The 15478-nt window shown below is 73.3% G+C and carries 15 protein-coding genes; 1 reads left to right on the plus strand and 14 read right to left on the minus strand.

The window, feature by feature from the left end:
• Positions 1-10 precede the first annotated feature (10 nt).
• Genes MUY14_RS19610 through MUY14_RS19675 form a run of 14 tightly spaced genes read right to left on the minus strand, consistent with a single transcriptional unit; the run spans position 11 to position 15036 of the window.
• Positions 11-1927 (minus strand): phage tail protein, encoded by a 1917-nt coding sequence (locus tag MUY14_RS19610; protein WP_247024459.1) that lies wholly within the window; start codon positions 1925-1927, stop codon positions 11-13.
• A complete protein-coding gene (locus tag MUY14_RS19615) occupies positions 1924-4026 on the minus strand; it encodes a putative baseplate assembly protein (RefSeq protein WP_247024460.1) in 2103 nt (700 codons plus the stop codon). The genes MUY14_RS19610 and MUY14_RS19615 overlap by 4 nt, the downstream gene beginning before the upstream one ends.
• A complete protein-coding gene (locus MUY14_RS19620) occupies positions 4023-5918 on the minus strand; it encodes a putative baseplate assembly protein (RefSeq protein ID WP_247024461.1) in 1896 nt (631 codons plus the stop codon). Before MUY14_RS19620 ends, MUY14_RS19615 begins: the two co-directional genes overlap by 4 nt.
• Positions 5915-6316: a GPW/gp25 family protein gene (locus MUY14_RS19625; protein WP_247024462.1), complete on the minus strand. Its 402-nt coding sequence runs from the start codon at positions 6314-6316 to the stop codon at positions 5915-5917. Before MUY14_RS19625 ends, MUY14_RS19620 begins: the two co-directional genes overlap by 4 nt.
• Positions 6313-6945, minus strand: a complete 633-nt coding sequence (locus MUY14_RS19630) for a phage baseplate assembly protein V (RefSeq protein ID WP_247024463.1) — start codon at positions 6943-6945, stop codon at positions 6313-6315. Before MUY14_RS19630 ends, MUY14_RS19625 begins: the two co-directional genes overlap by 4 nt.
• Positions 6942-8135, minus strand: a complete 1194-nt coding sequence (locus MUY14_RS19635) for a phage late control D family protein (protein ID WP_247024464.1) — start codon at positions 8133-8135, stop codon at positions 6942-6944. Before MUY14_RS19635 ends, MUY14_RS19630 begins: the two co-directional genes overlap by 4 nt.
• 13 nt (positions 8136-8148) lie before the next feature.
• On the minus strand, positions 8149-8811 hold the full coding sequence (locus MUY14_RS19640; RefSeq protein WP_247024465.1) for a LysM peptidoglycan-binding domain-containing protein: 663 nt from the start codon (positions 8809-8811) through the stop codon (positions 8149-8151).
• Positions 8808-8996 carry a putative phage tail protein gene (locus MUY14_RS19645; RefSeq protein ID WP_247024466.1) on the minus strand — a complete coding sequence of 63 codons (189 nt, stop codon included), beginning with the start codon at positions 8994-8996 and terminating at the stop codon, positions 8808-8810. The genes MUY14_RS19640 and MUY14_RS19645 overlap by 4 nt, the downstream gene beginning before the upstream one ends.
• An 11-nt stretch (positions 8997-9007) precedes the next feature.
• Positions 9008-9508, minus strand: a complete 501-nt coding sequence (locus MUY14_RS19650) for a phage tail protein (protein WP_247024467.1) — start codon at positions 9506-9508, stop codon at positions 9008-9010.
• Entirely contained in the window at positions 9505-10986 is a 1482-nt protein-coding gene (locus MUY14_RS19655; protein WP_247024468.1) for a phage tail sheath subtilisin-like domain-containing protein, read from the minus strand. Before MUY14_RS19655 ends, MUY14_RS19650 begins: the two co-directional genes overlap by 4 nt.
• Positions 10986-11444: a phage tail protein gene (locus tag MUY14_RS19660; RefSeq protein ID WP_247024469.1), complete on the minus strand. Its 459-nt coding sequence runs from the start codon at positions 11442-11444 to the stop codon at positions 10986-10988. The genes MUY14_RS19655 and MUY14_RS19660 overlap by 1 nt, the downstream gene beginning before the upstream one ends.
• 16 nt (positions 11445-11460) lie before the next feature.
• The gene (locus MUY14_RS19665; RefSeq protein ID WP_247024470.1) at positions 11461-13725 is read right to left on the minus strand and encodes a phage tail sheath C-terminal domain-containing protein; all 2265 of its coding nucleotides are present in this window, start codon (positions 13723-13725) and stop codon (positions 11461-11463) included.
• 16 nt (positions 13726-13741) lie between these two features.
• Positions 13742-14467, minus strand: coding sequence for a carboxypeptidase regulatory-like domain-containing protein (locus MUY14_RS19670; RefSeq protein ID WP_247024471.1), 726 nt, complete (start codon positions 14465-14467; stop codon positions 13742-13744).
• A complete protein-coding gene (locus MUY14_RS19675) occupies positions 14464-15036 on the minus strand; it encodes a DUF4255 domain-containing protein (RefSeq protein ID WP_247024472.1) in 573 nt (190 codons plus the stop codon). Before MUY14_RS19675 ends, MUY14_RS19670 begins: the two co-directional genes overlap by 4 nt.
• A gap of 167 nt (positions 15037-15203) precedes the next feature.
• Here MUY14_RS19675 and MUY14_RS19680 point away from each other — a divergent pair, with 167 nt between their 5' ends.
• Positions 15204-15410 carry a hypothetical protein gene (locus MUY14_RS19680; protein ID WP_247024473.1) on the plus strand — a complete coding sequence of 69 codons (207 nt, stop codon included), beginning with the start codon at positions 15204-15206 and terminating at the stop codon, positions 15408-15410.
• Positions 15411-15478 lie beyond the last annotated feature (68 nt).

Genomic DNA, 15478 nt, shown 5'->3' on the forward strand with positions numbered 1-15478 from the left:
TTCTGTCCTCTCAAGACACTCGCGTGTGGACCCCGACCGCGGACGCCACACCGACGCTCACCCCGTGGCGGGCGCCCCGTGGCCCGGACCTCAGTACTCCGTCGTGGTACAGGCGCGCGCCGCCCACCACCGGCGGCGGCAACGGGACGAACGCCGTGTCGACCCCGATCGCCGAAAGCGTGCCGACCACGAACCCCGATCCGCCGATGCGCACCGCACCCTTCGTGTGCGCCGGTGCCTGCCGGACCACCAGGCGCCGCACCGCCTCCTCGTCGGCCGCGCCGGCGGGCAGCAGGACCCGGAACCGGTGGGCGTGCTCGGTGAGGGGGTCGGTGTCCGGGTCGCCGAACGCCCGCAGCGGCGCCGCGCCCAGCGTCGAGGTGTCCAGCCGCAGCCGCGACGACGAGCGGCCGAACAGCCGCACCGAGCCGAGGCCGCGGGCGGACGGCGGCCCCGCGGTCGCGCGGACCTGCGCCCAGTGGCGGTCGCCGGCCAGCTCGTCGATGACCGGGTCGACGTCGAAGACGATCTTGATCGCTTCTTCCAGCGCGGCCGGCGTCCCGCGCCGCCGGTACAGCCCGGGCGCGGCGGTGATCAGCTTCCGGCGCGTTTCCGCGTCCCAGCCCGCTTCGAACGCCAGGCCCAGCAGCGCGGCCAGCCACGGCAGTGCGCCGTCCGGCACGCCGGCCGCGTCGAGCAGCGCCGGGTACCGCTCGAGGACCCGGTCGAGTTCGGCCGTGGTGGCGTCGAACAGGGACAGGAACCGTTCGGTGAAGTCGTCGGCCGCCGGGTCATGGCGGAACGCGGCGGGCAGCAGGTCCGCGCTGGTGGCGCGCGGGAAGTCGAGCCGGATCCGGTGCAGGACCGGCGTCGCCGACGAGTCACCGGACAGCCGCACGCGGGCGGTGAGGTGGCGCCCGGGTGGCTGGTCGACGAGGAAGTCGGTGCCGCCGGCGGGCGCGGTCTGCCAGTCGCTCTCGGCGAACTCACCGTTTTCGGACACCACGATCGACACCGACACCGCCGTGCCCGCCGGCACGTCCGCTTCCACCCGCACCCGGTGCCAGCGGCAGCGCGAGATCCCGCTGTCGATCAGGAGGGTGGTGAACTCGCCCTCGGTGACGAACTGACCGGACCCGGCCGGCGGTTCCTCGCGCGGCTCGCCCGCCCAGTCGTAGCAGGTGGTCACTTCGCCGTCAGGTCCCTGTTCGCGCAGGCAGAAGCCGTCGTCGTCCGCACCGGTCAAACTGCTCGGCGGCAGCGCGGCCGCCAGTTCGTCCAGTGTGGACTCGCAGTGATCCCGGTAGATCCGCAGGCGGCCGGCTTCTTCGGTGAGCAGCCAGATCGTGCACCCGGGTCCGGTGCGGATGCCGACGATCTGGCCGCGGACGTGCGTCCGGACGACCTCGCGCAGCCGACCGTCGGGGCCGTAGCGCCGCAACCGGTCGCTGCCCGCACGAGCGACGAGCACCTGCTCGTCCTGCGCGAGCGCGACGACCGAGGCGTCCCGGAGCTCGATCACCGCGACCAGCTGGTCGCCTTCGTTGCGCCACACGAAGACCCGGCCGGAGTCGACCACGGCGACCCGGTGCCCGCGCGCGGCGACGGCCGTCGGCGCGTGCAGCAGCCGGGGGTCGCAAGAGGGCGGCCACACCGGCAGCCAGCCACCCGCGCAGGTGTCCCGGCGCAGCAGCCGTTCGCCGGAGAGCAGGTACCACGCGCAGGGCCGGCACCCGGGCGCCAGGCGCGGGTCGGGGAACCACGGCAGCAGCCGGGCCCGCGTCGGGCCGTCCGGGGACGCGCCGGCGTGGGCGAGCCGGACGCCGGTCTCGTCCGCGAACCCGACGAGGTCCGCCACGACGTCCTGGTCCCACCCGACGACGGCGTCGAGGAGCCGGAACGTGGCGTTCTCGGGCGTGCACGTCATGGGGACTCCTCCACCGGGATCAGCAGCGGGCGCTCCGGCCACACCAGGTCGGCCGGCGGGATCGGGTGGTCGGCGCACGGCGGCAGCCGCAGCCCGTCGGCGGTGAGCACGAGCCCGGACACCGCGAGGACACCGTCGACGGCCAGGAGCCGGCGCACCAGCGCGGTGTGCCGTACCGCGCCGCCGAACGGCCAGCCGCCGCCGTTTTCCCCGCCCCGCAAGGGATCCAGGTAGGTGGTCACCGCGTCCGCCGCTCCGGCGAGGACGGCGGCCCGGTCCTGGCCGGTGTCGAGCACGACCCTGGCCTCGACGCCGATCCGCCGGAACGCGACCGGGCCGGCGACCACCGTGACGCCGGCGGGCGCCACCTCGCGGGAGAGGAAGTCGGCCACCGCGCGCAGGGTCGCGGCGGTCGGGACCGGCGGCTCGGTGCCGCCCGCCTCGAACGGCGGCACCACCAGGACACCGACGACACCGGGGATGGGCGTGCCGGCGAAGTCCGGGTGCAGGCCCGGCACGCCGTTCGCGCGGGCGATCGAGGCGCCCGGCGCGCGCAGGGCCAGCAGGCCGTAGTCGGCGGGGGCGACGGCCCGGCCGCGGGAGCGCAGTTCCTCCACCCCGCGCCGCACGACGTCGGCGTCGGGCTCGGCGTCGGAGCCGCCGGTGGCGGGGAACGGGTTGGTCACGCCGGTCACGAACGGCCGCGCGGTGCGGAGGCCGTTGACGGCACCGGCCGCCACCGCGCCCGCCGCGCCGCCGCCGACGCGGTAGCGCACCGCGCGGACGTTGCGGAAGCCCGGCGGCACGGGCGCGCCGTTGACGCCGTCGCCGAAGGTGACCACGCCGGTGTCGTAGTCGACGACGAACACGCGGTCGTCCGGGCCGTGGGCGGCGAGGCTCGGCACCTCCTGCCAGGGCGACGCGGTCCCTTCAGTGGTGCCGAACAGGTCCATGCCCGGGTCGTCATCGACTTCGATGACCACGGTGCCGGCCAGGATCGGGACCTGGCTCAGCCGCAGCCGCCGTCGTTCGGACGGGTTCGCCGGGTCCTGGATCGGTTCCAGCGGCTCGTCGAAGATCGTGCGGGCCGCGGTGGCCGCGACGGTGTTCAGCCGCAGGCCCGAAACGAGCGGCGGCGCCACCACCGCTTCTCGGGGGGTCCGGGTGGCGGAGCCCCCGGCCTGGGGCGGAGCCCCAGTTGACACCGTGAACGTGCCCTGCGCGACCTGCAAGCGCAGCCAGCGCAGCGCCGGGCCGGGGCGCGCGGCCGGCGGCTGCCCGGGTGCCCAGGTACGGGGCACCCGCAGCTCCACCGTGCCGCTGGCGCGCAGCCCCCGCGTCTCGTCGCGGACGACTTCGGCGGGCCGGAACCGGCCGCCGTCCAGCACGTCCCAGCGCAGCAGCGGCTGGGGTGCCAGGGGCAGCGGGGTGAGCCCGCCGGCGGCCGCGGGCACCGGCGGCGCGGCCGCGACCACGAAGCCCAGCGACAGCGAGGGGAACGGGCTCGCGGTGCCGTCGAGGCCCAGCCAGAGCGCGTTGCCCGGCTGGGGCTCGGTGCCGAAGGGCGCGAACGGGCGGCCGGGCCCGTTCGGGCCGAGCGGGACCGGCTCGAGCGCCCCGCCCCGCTGCACGGCGAGCACACCCAGGGTGGCGGGGGTGGCGTAGAGGTCCTGGTCGGTCTCGTAGACGACGTCGCCGTCGGTACCGGTGGCGGCGGCCTGGAACCCGGCGGGGACGAGCACCGAAGCGCCGTCCGGCGGCTTCACGGTGAACTCGAGCAACGCGGCCGCCGCGGTGGCGGGCCGGCGCCGCACGCCGGCGGTGCCCAGGTGCTCGGCGAGGATCTTCTCCGGCAGCCGGTTGACCCGCAGCAGCACGGGCTCGGCCTGGGCACCGAAGAGCCGCACGAGCGCGACCCCGGCGTCCTGCCGGTCGGGGTTGGTCCAGTCCGGGGTGTAGCCGGGGATCCGGTCCCGCACGGCGGCGCGAACCGCTTCCCGCGATGCGTCGACGAGCTCCGGCTCCACCCCGGACGGCCCGGGGCCGGGCACCATGTGCGCGTCTTCGCCCGAGTCGCGGGCCCACCAGACGTCGGTCACAGCAACCCCTCCCCCGGTTCCACGACGGGCACCACGTGCGTGCGGACTTCGCGCACGACCGGCAGGTCGCCGGCTCGCAGCGGGACGTCGTCGCACGTTTCGGCCGGGTCCGCGCCGTCGATCCCGATCGCGACCGCGGTCACCGCCGCCAGGTCGCCGAGTGCCTGCTGGGCGGCGCGCAGCAGAGCCGAGGGCCGCAGGGCGCCGCCGAACGGCCAGCCCGTTCCCTCGTCGCCGCCGGTCAGGGGATCGAGGTGGTGGCGCAGCGCGGCACTGACCACAGTGGACACTTCGGCCCGGTCGGCCGGTGTGCCGGACAGGTCCACCCGCAGCCGGACGTCGCGGTACACCGGGGGCCGCACGAAGACCTCGGCCGTGAGCAGTCTCGCCGCCGCCAGCCGCTCCTCGACGGCGCACAGCATGCCGGGGTCCGGCTCCGGCGCGGGCACGGTCCCGGCGGGCACCGACGGGACGATGTGGACGGTCACCGCGCCGGGGACCCGCGCGCACGGGAAGCCCGGGTGCTCGCCGACCGCGGCGTGGGCACGCCCGACCTGGACGCCGGGTGTCGTGGTGGCCAGCGTGACGAAGTCCGCGGCCGTGACCGCCCTGGTCACCTCGCCGAGCGCGCCCGCGGCCCGGTCTCGGGCCTGGGCGACCGTTTCCGGGTCCGCCCCGCCGTCGGCCTTCACCGGGTTCGCCGCCCGCACCGGCGCCGCGAGGTCGACCGGCAGCCAGTTGTCCGTCAGCCCGCCGTTGCCGTCGCGGCCGCCGCCGATCGTGTAGCCGACCTCGACGGTTCCGCCCGGACGCGGGATCCGCCCGGTGAGGCCGTCGCCGAACACGAGCGCGCCGTCGTGCCGGTCCAGCAGGAAGATCCGGTCGCGGCCGGAGCCGAAAGCGAAGTCGGCCGCCGGTTCCCACTCCTCGCCCGCCAGGTGCAGGACAGCGGTGAGCAGCCGGTCGGCGGCGTCGGGCAGCACGAGCCGCTGGCCGGGCAGCTTCAGCCACCGGTCCGTCTGCTCGCCCAGCCCGGTGACCGTGCGCCGCTCGGCGTGGCGGGCGCCCGAGACGTTGACCGCCAGCCGCAGCAGCCGTGGCGGGGCCGGATAGGTCGCGGCCGGGGTGGCCACCAGCAGCCCGTTGTCCATTGTGGACCATTCGGGCGGCGGCCGCAGGCGCACGACGCCGGAGCGCCGCAGCCCGCCGGTGCCGTCCTCGACTTGGGCGAACCCGCCCGAGGCGTCGCCGCTCGGGCGGAACCACGACCACGTCAGCTCGGCCGGCGGCCGGACGACCGGCAGCGGGGGCGGCGCCCACGACGGCGGCAGCGGCGAGTCGAGCTCGAACAGCACCGACAGCCAGCCGGACGTGGAGTGCGCTCCGGTGAGCGGCAGGGTGAAGCGGGCCGAGGCGGCGGACCCGTCGCTCGCCAGCAGCGGCACCCCGCGCCGGGCGAGCAGGTCGGCGGTGCGGTCGCGGTCGGTGACCACGTGGGCGTCGCCGTCCACCGGGAACGCGGTCACCTCGTCGTCGAGGGTGAAGCGGATCGCCGCGGCCGGGTCGCGGGCCAGGACGGTGCCGGCGGGCACCACCGTCGGTGTTTCCCCTCCGGTGCTCAGCGCGAGGACGGTGGCCGCCGCCCGCGCCGGGCGTGGCGGCTCGAGCCCCAGGAGCTTCAGGATCGCGACGACGAGCTCGTCCGGGGCCTGGTCCAGCCAGTAGAGCCGCTGCTCCAGCAGGTAGGCGAACAGTTCCAGCAGCGTGACGCCGGGGTCGGCGGGCGCGTGCAGCGTCCACGTCCCGTCCGACTCCGCCGGGATGCGGCGGGTGGTGGCCGCCATCAGGTCGGCCCAGGTGAGGTCGTCGAGCTTCGGCGCGGGCAGGGTCATGGCGTCCCCGTCAGGCCGAGGTAGAACGGGAACACCAGGTTGGCCTTGGTGTTGGTGCGCCGGATCCGGTACTCGACCGAGATCGTCACGCGGGACTCGTCGGCCGGGTCGGTCTCGGCGAGGACGCTCGCCAGCTCCACCCGCGGCTCGAAGGTCTTCACGGCGTCGGAGATCGAGCGCTCCAGGCCGCGCAGGTTCTGCACGCTGCCCGGCGTGAACACCGACTCCTGCACGGTGGTGCCGAGCTCCGGGCGCATCACGCGTTCGCCCGTCGCGGTGAGCAGCAGCGCACGCAGGCAGTGCTCGATGCTCGTCTCGCCGACGGCGTAGGACAGCCGGCCGGCCTCGTCGGGCAGGATCGGGAACCGCCAGCCGGTACCGAGGAAGGGTTCGGTCACGTCGCCTTCACCTTCTTCGCGAGCACGGTCGGCGGCAGCGGCGTCGCGGGCCCGGTGGCCGCGCCCGCCACCGGGTGGGTGTGCTGGACGAAGGCCTGCATCAGGGCGTTGCCGAGCACGACGGGCTCGGTGGAACCGCCGCCGAGGTCGATGCCGCTCGCCTTGACGGTCACCGTCGCGGCTTCCAAGGTGATCTCGCCGCTGTCCTTGAGCACCACCTTCGCCCCCGACGTGGTGCTGATCGTGACCTGCTTTTCCTTGTCGTCGAACAGGATCCGGTGACCGGCCTTGGTCCGGATGACCTTCTGGTCGCGGCCGCCGGCGTGCGTGACCGGCGGCTTCTTCTTGCCGTTGTAGAGCCCGCCCAGCACGTAGGGCTGCCGCATGTCCCCCTGGAAGAACGCGACCAGCACCTCGTCGCCGACCTCGGGCACGAACACCGAGCCGTAGCCGCCGCCCGCGTACAGCTGGGCGACCCGGATCCACGGACTGATCGACGAGCCGCCGTCCAGCCAGTAGTACTTGACCTTGACGCGGGCTTCGTCGTCCCCGTCGTTCTCCACGACCTCCGCCGGCGCGACGCCGTAGAAGCGCTGGTCGGTCGCCATGGCCCGTGGCATCGCCGTCATGGTTTGTCCCCCTGGAAGATCCGCCGGGCGGTGAAGGTGGTGAAGAACCCGCTCGTGTTGAGGGCGTGCTCCACGCGCTTGACGAAGTAGGTGCCGGAGAACCGGCGGCCGAGGCCGAAGATCTCCAGGTTGTCCCCCGGCTGCAGCTCCGGCAGCCCGGCCAGGCGGCCGGTCGCGGTGATGAACTCGTAAGCCCGCTCCCGCAGCAGCGAGATGGCCAGCTCCTTGGCTTCCTCCTGGCTGAGCACGGGCGCGTCGACGATCACCTCTTGGCGGCCGCCGGTCGCGGTCTCCGCCGCTTCGGGCCCGCTCTGCCCGTCGGCCGAGTTCTGGCCGCCGGGCAGGTCCTGCGAGGTCGCGACGTACTCGATCGGCTCCGCCTTGACCGGGTCCCAGCCATGCACGGTGAGCTTGCTGACCTGGTTGGACAGCGTCATGGTCGGGGTGAAGTCGAGGAGGTTGGGCACCAGGCCGGCCGGCTGCCCACCGGGCCCCGACGCCAGCCCCGGGCTGTAGGCGAGGCGGAACACCCGGATCGGGCGGCTGTCGCGGCCGTCGGTGGGCTTGACGAAGTACAGCGTCTGCACGCCGGTCTTCGGGTCCGGCAGGATGTAGCAGTCGAAGTCGATCCGCTTCGCCCGTTCCATCAGGAACTGGGCGTCGGACTGGTTCTTCTGCACCACGAGGTCGTGCCGTGGGCCCTCGTGGGTCGTCTTGACCGCCAGGTGGTTGCGCCGCGCGATCTGCTCGGCGATCTCCCAGTCGGTCTTGCGGACGAAGTTCTTGTCCTCGTCCTTCGTGGGCTTGCGGTCCTTGAGGTCGAGCATCCCGTCGACGCAGGTGATGGAGACGGTCGGCGAAGCCCCGTCCGGGAACTTGGGCGCGAGCGAGCTGATCTTCCCGGTGGCGACGGTCAGCAGCCGGTCGGCGTAGCCGAGCCGGACGGAGACTAGCCTGCCGATCTGCAGGTCCTTCGAGTCGCTGTGCTTGAACTTCAGCGCGACGTCGTCCCAGTTGTTCAGCTCGAGGTCGAAGCCGGACATCTCGTCGAGGTCGCGGTGCACCTTGATGTCGAGGACGTCGTTCTTGGTCGCCGGGTCGGTCGTCAGGCCGTCGACGACCACCTCGAACTCGGGTGCGTAGCCGTCCGGGTCGGCGATTTCGGGCTGGGTGCCGGCGGGCGCGGTCATCGGCCGTCGCCCCTCACGGCAGCCGGGGCACGGTCAGCACCAGCCCCGGCCGCAGGTCGCGTGGATCGGCGATGCCGTTGGCGCGCGCCAGTTCCCGCCAGGCGTCCGGGCGCCGGTACACGGCGGCGGAGATGCGGTCCCAGGTGTCGCCGCGGCGCACGACGTAGCTCTTCTCCACCGTCGGCGAGGACCGCGGCGGGTCCACGGCCTGGTCCTTCGCCAGGCGATACTCCTTGAGTGTGAGGTCCAGCTGGGCCCGCAGCGGGACGCCGTTCTTGGCGAACAGCACGTAGTTCACGTCCAGCTTCTCCAGCACGCCCTTGAACACCGGCCCGTTCCAGTGGAACCGGACGATCGGCGGCGCGTGCTCGGTGCTGTCGATCCGCATCAGGTCGCGGATGGCGTCCACATAGGACGTCCGGACGTCGTTCAGCGTGTCCGAGGTGTCGACCAGCGCCTGCAGCGTCAGCGATTCGGTACTGCCGCGGATGAACTGGATCGGCGGCGTCTCCAGCCCGGGGATGGTGATCTCGGCGAAGGTGTTGCTCTTGCTCAGCTTGTACTCGGTCGGGTTGAACCGCAGCGGGATCACCTGCGGCGTCCGGTTCGGCGGCCGCTCGATCTCCAGGTGCGCGTCGGCGCCCTGGCTCACCGACGAGAACGGTGTGGTGATCACCGGCTGCCTCCCGAATCCCCGATCCTGCGGTCGTTCCCGCTGCGCTCGGCCCGCGCGCACTCTTCTTCGTACAGCCGTGACCAAGCCTGGATGTGCTTGTTGAACAGGCGGGTGAACAGCGCCCCGTCGTCGCCTTCCAACTGGAACCGCACTTCGAGGTTGTGGATGATCAGGTTCTTGGGCACGCGCTTGTCTCCTAGAGGACGGCCGTCAGGCCCTCGTGGGCGATTTCCAGTGATTCGATCGCGACCGCGTTCTGCTCGGCGTGCAGGTCCGGGCCGGTCCACTTCGCGGCGAGGCCGCCGTGGAAGAGCCACGACTTCGCGGGCAGCCCGGCCTCGTCGAGCATGATCAGGGCGCCGTCGCGGCGGGCCCCGAGCGAGTCGTGCAGGCCGGTTTCGTACCAGGACCACAGCAGGCGGTCGCGGACCACGCCGCGCTTGAGCGTGATCGGGTTCCACGAGTGGCGCAGCGGCAGCTTGTGCACCGCGTCGTTGCGCCCGCCTTCGGGGTAGTTGACCACCTCCAGCTGCGCACCCAGCCCGGTCACCTCCTGGAAGGCGCCCGAGGCCACCACCTGCAGCAGCAGGGCCTGCGCCGGCGGCAGGTAGACGTCCGCCGCCGACAGCGTCACGAGGAAGCGGAACTTGGGCAGCGGCTCGTTGAGCGCGAGCAGCTGGTCGACCGGTGTCGTCATTGCTCGAGCACCTCCAGGCCGCGGTCCTGGCCGAGCACGAGCCGCAGCGCGATGAACTCCATGGGCACGGCCGGCGCGACTTCGACCTCGCACACGACCCGGCCGGGGTCCTGCTCCGGCGGGTTGTTGGTTTCGTCGCACACCACGCGGAAGGCGTCCTCGGGCCGGGAGCCGGCGAGCGCCCCGGTGCGGAACGCCTCCAGCAGCACCGACGTGATCGCGCGGACCAGCGCCAGCCGCAGCTCCGGCGCGTTCACCTCGAACACCAGCGGCGCGGCGGCCCGCCGGATGGCCCGCACCAGCAGGTGCAGCAGCCGGCGGTGGGCGACGTACACCCGGCGCGGGTCGGCCGACAGCGTCCGCCCGCCCCACACCACGAGCCCGCGGCCCCGCAGGCACCGCACCAGGTCGACGCCCGCGTCGAACAACCGGACCTGCTGCGCTTCCGGGTACTCGACCTCGAGGTCGACCGCGTCCAGCAGCGTGGCGTTGGCCGGGGTGTGCGCGGCGCCGCGCTCGGCGTCGAGCCGGGCCACCAGGCCCGCGACGTGCCCGGACGCCGGGACGGTCCGCAATCCGGTGCCGTCGGGCGCGGGCGCCCGCAACGGCGGGTGGTAGACCGCCGCCGCGGCGAGCAGCACCTCGTCGCCGAAGCTCGTCAGCGCTTCGGTCCAGGCCGTGACTTCGTCCACTGTGGACAGGTCCGGCGGCACGTCGAGCAGCACCAGCCGGTCCAGCAGCGGGGCGACCACCCGGAGCAGCTCCAGCACCAGGTCCGTGTGGTCGGTGCCGGTGAGGTCGGCACCGAGGTCCGGGAGGGCCACCAGCGCCGGCTCGGGCAGTTCGGCCTGCGCCACCACGGCGTCGGCGTACTCGTTGTGCCCCGGCGGGCTGTCCGTGCCGCCGGCGAGCGTGAGGTCCCACGCCAGCGAGATCGGCGCGTCCGCGGGGATCGGGCTCACCGGCCGGTCCGGGCCGAGCGGCACCAGCCGGATCAGCCGGGACCCGGCGAGCCGGTCGGCGACGTCCCCGGGCGCCATGCCCGCGAAGGTCTCCGCCGGTTCACCGGGCACGAGCACCCGCACGGTGACCGCCGGCGGACCCGCGACGCTGCTCCCCCGGTACCGCACGGTGACCCGGCCGCCGTTCGCCCACGCGCCGGGACTCGCGGCCACCACGCGGTAGTCGTCCGTCCACCGCGCACCGGCGAACCCGGCGGGCCCGGACACCCGCAGCACCCACGCCGCCCGGCCCTGGTTCTCGAAGAACCCGCGCAGCGCGTACGGCGTCGCCGACGTCCCGTCCGGTGGCCCGAACTCGCCGACGACGTCGTTCCAGCTTTCGACGCGCACGGGACGGCCGAGCGGGCCGCGCCGGGTGCGGCCGAGGAACACGGCCACGTCCGTGCGCAGCGGCTCGTCCCCGGCCGCCGCGCGGTCGAAGGTCAGGGAAACGCCGGGAAGCGCCGCGCTGGTCATCACGCGTCGATCACGAAGCTCTCGACGGCCAGCACGAGCGTCTCCATGGCGATCTCGTTCTTGGTCGCGTTGAACGACGGTCCGGTGTACTTCGTCGGCCAGCCCCGGTCGAAGTTCCAGCGCATGACCTCCTGGCGGTTCTCGTCGAGCATCACGATCGAGCCGGACGTGCGCCGCACGCGGCCGTCGAGCGCTTCCTTCACCCAGTTCCAGAACCCGACGTGGCCGGTGACCCCGCGCTTGAACGTCAGCGCGCTCGGGAACTTCTTGAGGCCCACGAGCTTGCGGACCGTGATGTCCTCGCTGCCGGTGCGGTACTCGATCACCGGCAGTTCCACGTCCAGCCCGCTGGCTTCGGTGAACGACCCGCTCACCGCGACGCCGTCGTCGCTGACGTTGGTCACGATGACCAGGAAGTTGTACGCGGCATACGGATCGTCGCGCGTCACAGGTGGCATTTCGGTTGCCTTTCAGCTAGACGAGCTGGGGCTCGCGGGTCTTCTGCTGGATCCGGAAGATCACGAACTCCGCCGGGAACACCGGCGCCACCCCGATCACGCAGATGAGCCGTCCGTTCGCGATGTCGTCGTCGGTCATGGTGGAGCGGTCGCAGTGGACGAAGAAGGCCTCGTCCGCGGTCGTGCCGGCGAGCGCGCCGCTGCGCCACACGGTGGTCAGGAAGTTCGCGACCGTCTGCCGCACGAGCGCCCACAGCGATTCGTCGTTCGGTTCGAACACGACCCACTGCGTGCCCTCGTCGATCGACTCCTCGAGGAACAGGAAGAGCCGGCGCACGTTGATGTACTTCCACGAGGTGTCCGAGGACAGCGTGCGCGCGCCCCACACCCGCTGGCCGAGGCCGGGGAAGAACCGCAGCGCGTTGATCCCCCGCGGGTTCAGCAGGTCCTGGTGCCGCTTGGTGACGTCCTGGGCGATGCCGTCGGTCAGCCGGATGCCGCGGATGACCGCGTTGGCCGGTGCCTTGTGCACCCCGCGCTCGACGTCGGTGCGAGCGTAGATCCCGATCATGTGCCCGGACGGCGGCACCTCGACGAACTGGTTGGTCGAGGGGTCGTTGACGACCAGCCACGGGTAGTACAGCGCGGCGTACTTGGTGTCGAACGGTTCCCGGAACTCCTGGATGCCTTCGATGTCGAGGCCGTCGCGCGGGTCGAGGACGGCGAACCGGTCCTTGAGCTGCTCGCAGTGCGTCACGAGCGCCGACTCGACGGTGCCCGCCCACACCCCGGGCACCGCGCAGATCGCGATCTCGTCGATGTCCTCCAGCGCCACGATGCCGGTGCGCTTGCCGCTCCCGCCGTCGGTGCCGACGAAGTCCCCGACGTCGAGGCCCCCGAAGGCGTCGTCGCCGTCGTCGGCGAGGCTGAGCCACGAGCCGGTGGCGGGCGTGGGGAACTCGGTGGGGTCGGTGCTCAGGTCCAGCGCGGTCGCCCGCACCAGCCGCGACTGGCTCGCCAGCGTGCCCGTCACGGTGCCCGGCGCGTCGCCGGTCAGGCGCAGGTTGCGGAAGGTCTCGGTCACCGAGCCGCCGCCGGGGTCGCCGAACCGGGTGTCCACTGTGGATTCGACCAGCAGGAGCCGGGCGGTCTCGAAGACCAGCGCGGGGGTGTCGGCACCGAACGTGACGACTTCGTCCGGCTCGATCGCCACCACGGTCAGGGTGCTCAGCTGGTCGCCCGTGTCGAGCTGGGCGAGCGCCCCCTCGTACAGCCGGCTCGAGCCGCTGATCCGCAGCTTCGGCCCGGCACCGGCGTTGGCCCGGCGCACCCGGCGCACGGTGAGGCCGGTCTTCCACGGCGCGTGGTGGGTGCCGTCGGGGAAGGTGAGCGTCACCTTGCCGGCTTCCGGCTGCGCCACGGTGACCGGGAAGCGCCGGTTGCCGATCAGGATCCAGACGTCGTCGGGCAGGTCGTCGGGGTCGAGCCCGGGGACGGCGTCCACCTGGACCGACCCGGCGTCGGCGTCGGCTTCGGCGGCGAGCGCGGTGATGAACAGCGGCCCCTCGTTCGGGTCGGGCAGCACCGGCAGCGACGCGCTCACCGACGGCGAGATCCGCACCTGGACCGCCTTGCCCCAGGAACCGGGGCTCGACGCGGAGAACCGCAGGCTCGGCGTCGCCACCCGCGGGGCCTTCTGCACGTAGTCGCCGCGGGCCGCCTTGACCTCCGCCGGCAGCCCGGTGCCGAGGGTGACCCGCCCCTTGGCGGCGTCGTAGGCGGTGATCGTCACGGTGCCGATCTCGACGTTGTCGCTCCCGCGGAAGACCTTGACCTCGTCGGACCCGGTGAAGCCGACCAGGTGGGCCAGCTCCAGCACCTTCGCCCCGGCCGCGGCGTCCCGGGTGATCGCGCTGACCAGGCCGGTGCCGAGCGTGCCGGACGCCGCCTGCGCGGTCTCGCTGGCGACCCGCTTGACGTAGAGGCGCTGGCCGCCGTTGTCGAAGAACCCCTTGACCGCCAGCGGGAACAGCCACCAGCGGCCGCCCTCGGCCGGGTTTTCCGCCCAGGCGTCCCGGATCGCCGGGTCCGGCTCGGGCAGGAAGCCGCCGAAGGTCGTCTGGAACTCCAGGAAGTTCGTGACCAGCTTCGGCTTCCCGCCGGTCGGGCCGCGCTGGGTGACCCCGACCATGCCCGCCGTGCTGGTGCTCACCCCCGCGATCGGCCGCGGCCCCGCGTCGACCTCCTCGACGTAGACGCCGGGGCTCAGGTATTCGGGCATGGTTTCAGCTCCTTCTCTACTGCTCGACGATTTCGATGACGTGCCGGAGATGCCGTTCGGTGGGCAGCCGGACGTCCAGCGACCCGGTCCGCCCGGGCCGTTCGGTGGCCGTGAGGTGGAACAGCTGCACCGGCGGGGGCCCGGTGACGAGCTCGCCCTCCCAGCGCAGCGCGAGCCGGAACGCCCCGGCCGCGTCGGTCAGCGTCCGCTCCAGCCACGCGACGCCGTCCCGGCTCGTGACCCCCCGCGCTTCGACCAGCGCGTTCGCCACCGGCACCTGGTCCTCGGCGACGACCACGCCGTAGACGGTGCGGACGCCGGACCCGTACGGGAAGGCGGTGCTCGGCAGCAGGCGGACCACGCGCGGCTCGCCGGCCGCGGCGGGCGGGGTGTCGTCGTCGTAGGGGTGGGCGGTGAACTCGACACCGGCCACGCCCGCGTCGAACGGCTCGCCGTCCGCCGGGTACAGCGGCGCGAGCCCGATGGCGGCGAAGCGGACGCGGAACCGTTCCGGCTGCGCGCCCGGGCCCCGGCGGCGGCCGAGCTCCGGGTAGGCGAGCACCGCGCTCGGGGTGCGGATGGCCGGCGTTTCCTGGAGCACCCAGGCGTTTTCGGCCGGGTCGAAGCGTTCCAGCTCGGTGCTCACGTCGGCGGCCCGCGCGCGCTGGGCGAACTCGTCGAACGGCACGAACCAGGCCGGGCTGTGCAGGACGGAGGACTCGAGCGGGTGGAAGCGGGTCATGGCACCGGTGTCCCGTTGATCGTGCGGCTGCGGACCAGCCGCAGTTCGGAGACGTCGAGCGAGTCGAGGTTGACGACCCGGACCTCGTAGTTGAGGGACAGCCGGTACGGCTTCTGGATCGCGTACCAGATCCACGACTTCTGATCGAGCGTCAGCGGCGTCAGCGTGAACTGCAGCGCCTCGGTGGTGCCGGCCATGCTGCCGGTCAGCTCCTCGCCGGTCCAGATCGCGTCGTCGTAGAAGACCTGCAGCGCGCGGCCGATCATCTGGTGCTGCGTCGCCTGGCTGCCGCCCCACGGCGTGATCAGGTACCGCAGCAGCAGCGCCATCGGCGGCTTGCGGCTCGTCGGCGCCGACGGCGGCAGCGACCGCACCGGCGGCCGGTTGCGCGAAGTCGGGTCTTCGGCGACCTCGTACAGGAAGACCGTGAGCGTGGCGCGGCTCGGCCGGTCCTCGAGGTCGCTCAGCACCGCCGTCGGCGGGTCGTGCGGATCCAGTACCCGCAGCGCCTCGTTGAGCCGGTCCACGATGATCGTCGAAACGTCCGCGACGACCCCGAAATCGCCCATGCCCGTCCTCCCCTGCTCGTGCCGCGGCAGCATCGCAGGGGTGGCGTGGCCGGCCCGCGACCCGCGCGTCGCGCGAGCGTCACGACGGCGTTCCCGCCGCGGGCGTTGACGAGGCCGCACACGCGGCGGCGACGCCGTGGTGACAGGCCTGCGCGCATCCTGCGTCCGTGGAGGTCCCCGAGGAACGGTCCGGCAGCATGGTCCTGCGGGCGTGGCTGGAAGGTGGCGACCCCGGCGCCCTGCGGGTCCGCGTCCTCTCCACGATCGGCACCGACGAGGCCCGACCGGTCGCGGTCACGTCCCGGGAGGCCGTGCAAGCGGCCGTGCAGAACTGGCTGGACGAGCTCGGAGCGGATCCGATGACGTTTTCGTGACGCCTGGTCGACGCCGCATCGACGATGATTCCCGGTAACGTTTCCCGTGCGGGTCGCGAATTGCCCCA

This window comes from Amycolatopsis sp. FBCC-B4732 (genome assembly GCF_023008405.1).
Classification (GTDB): Bacteria; Actinomycetota; Actinomycetes; order Mycobacteriales; family Pseudonocardiaceae; genus Amycolatopsis; species Amycolatopsis pretoriensis_A.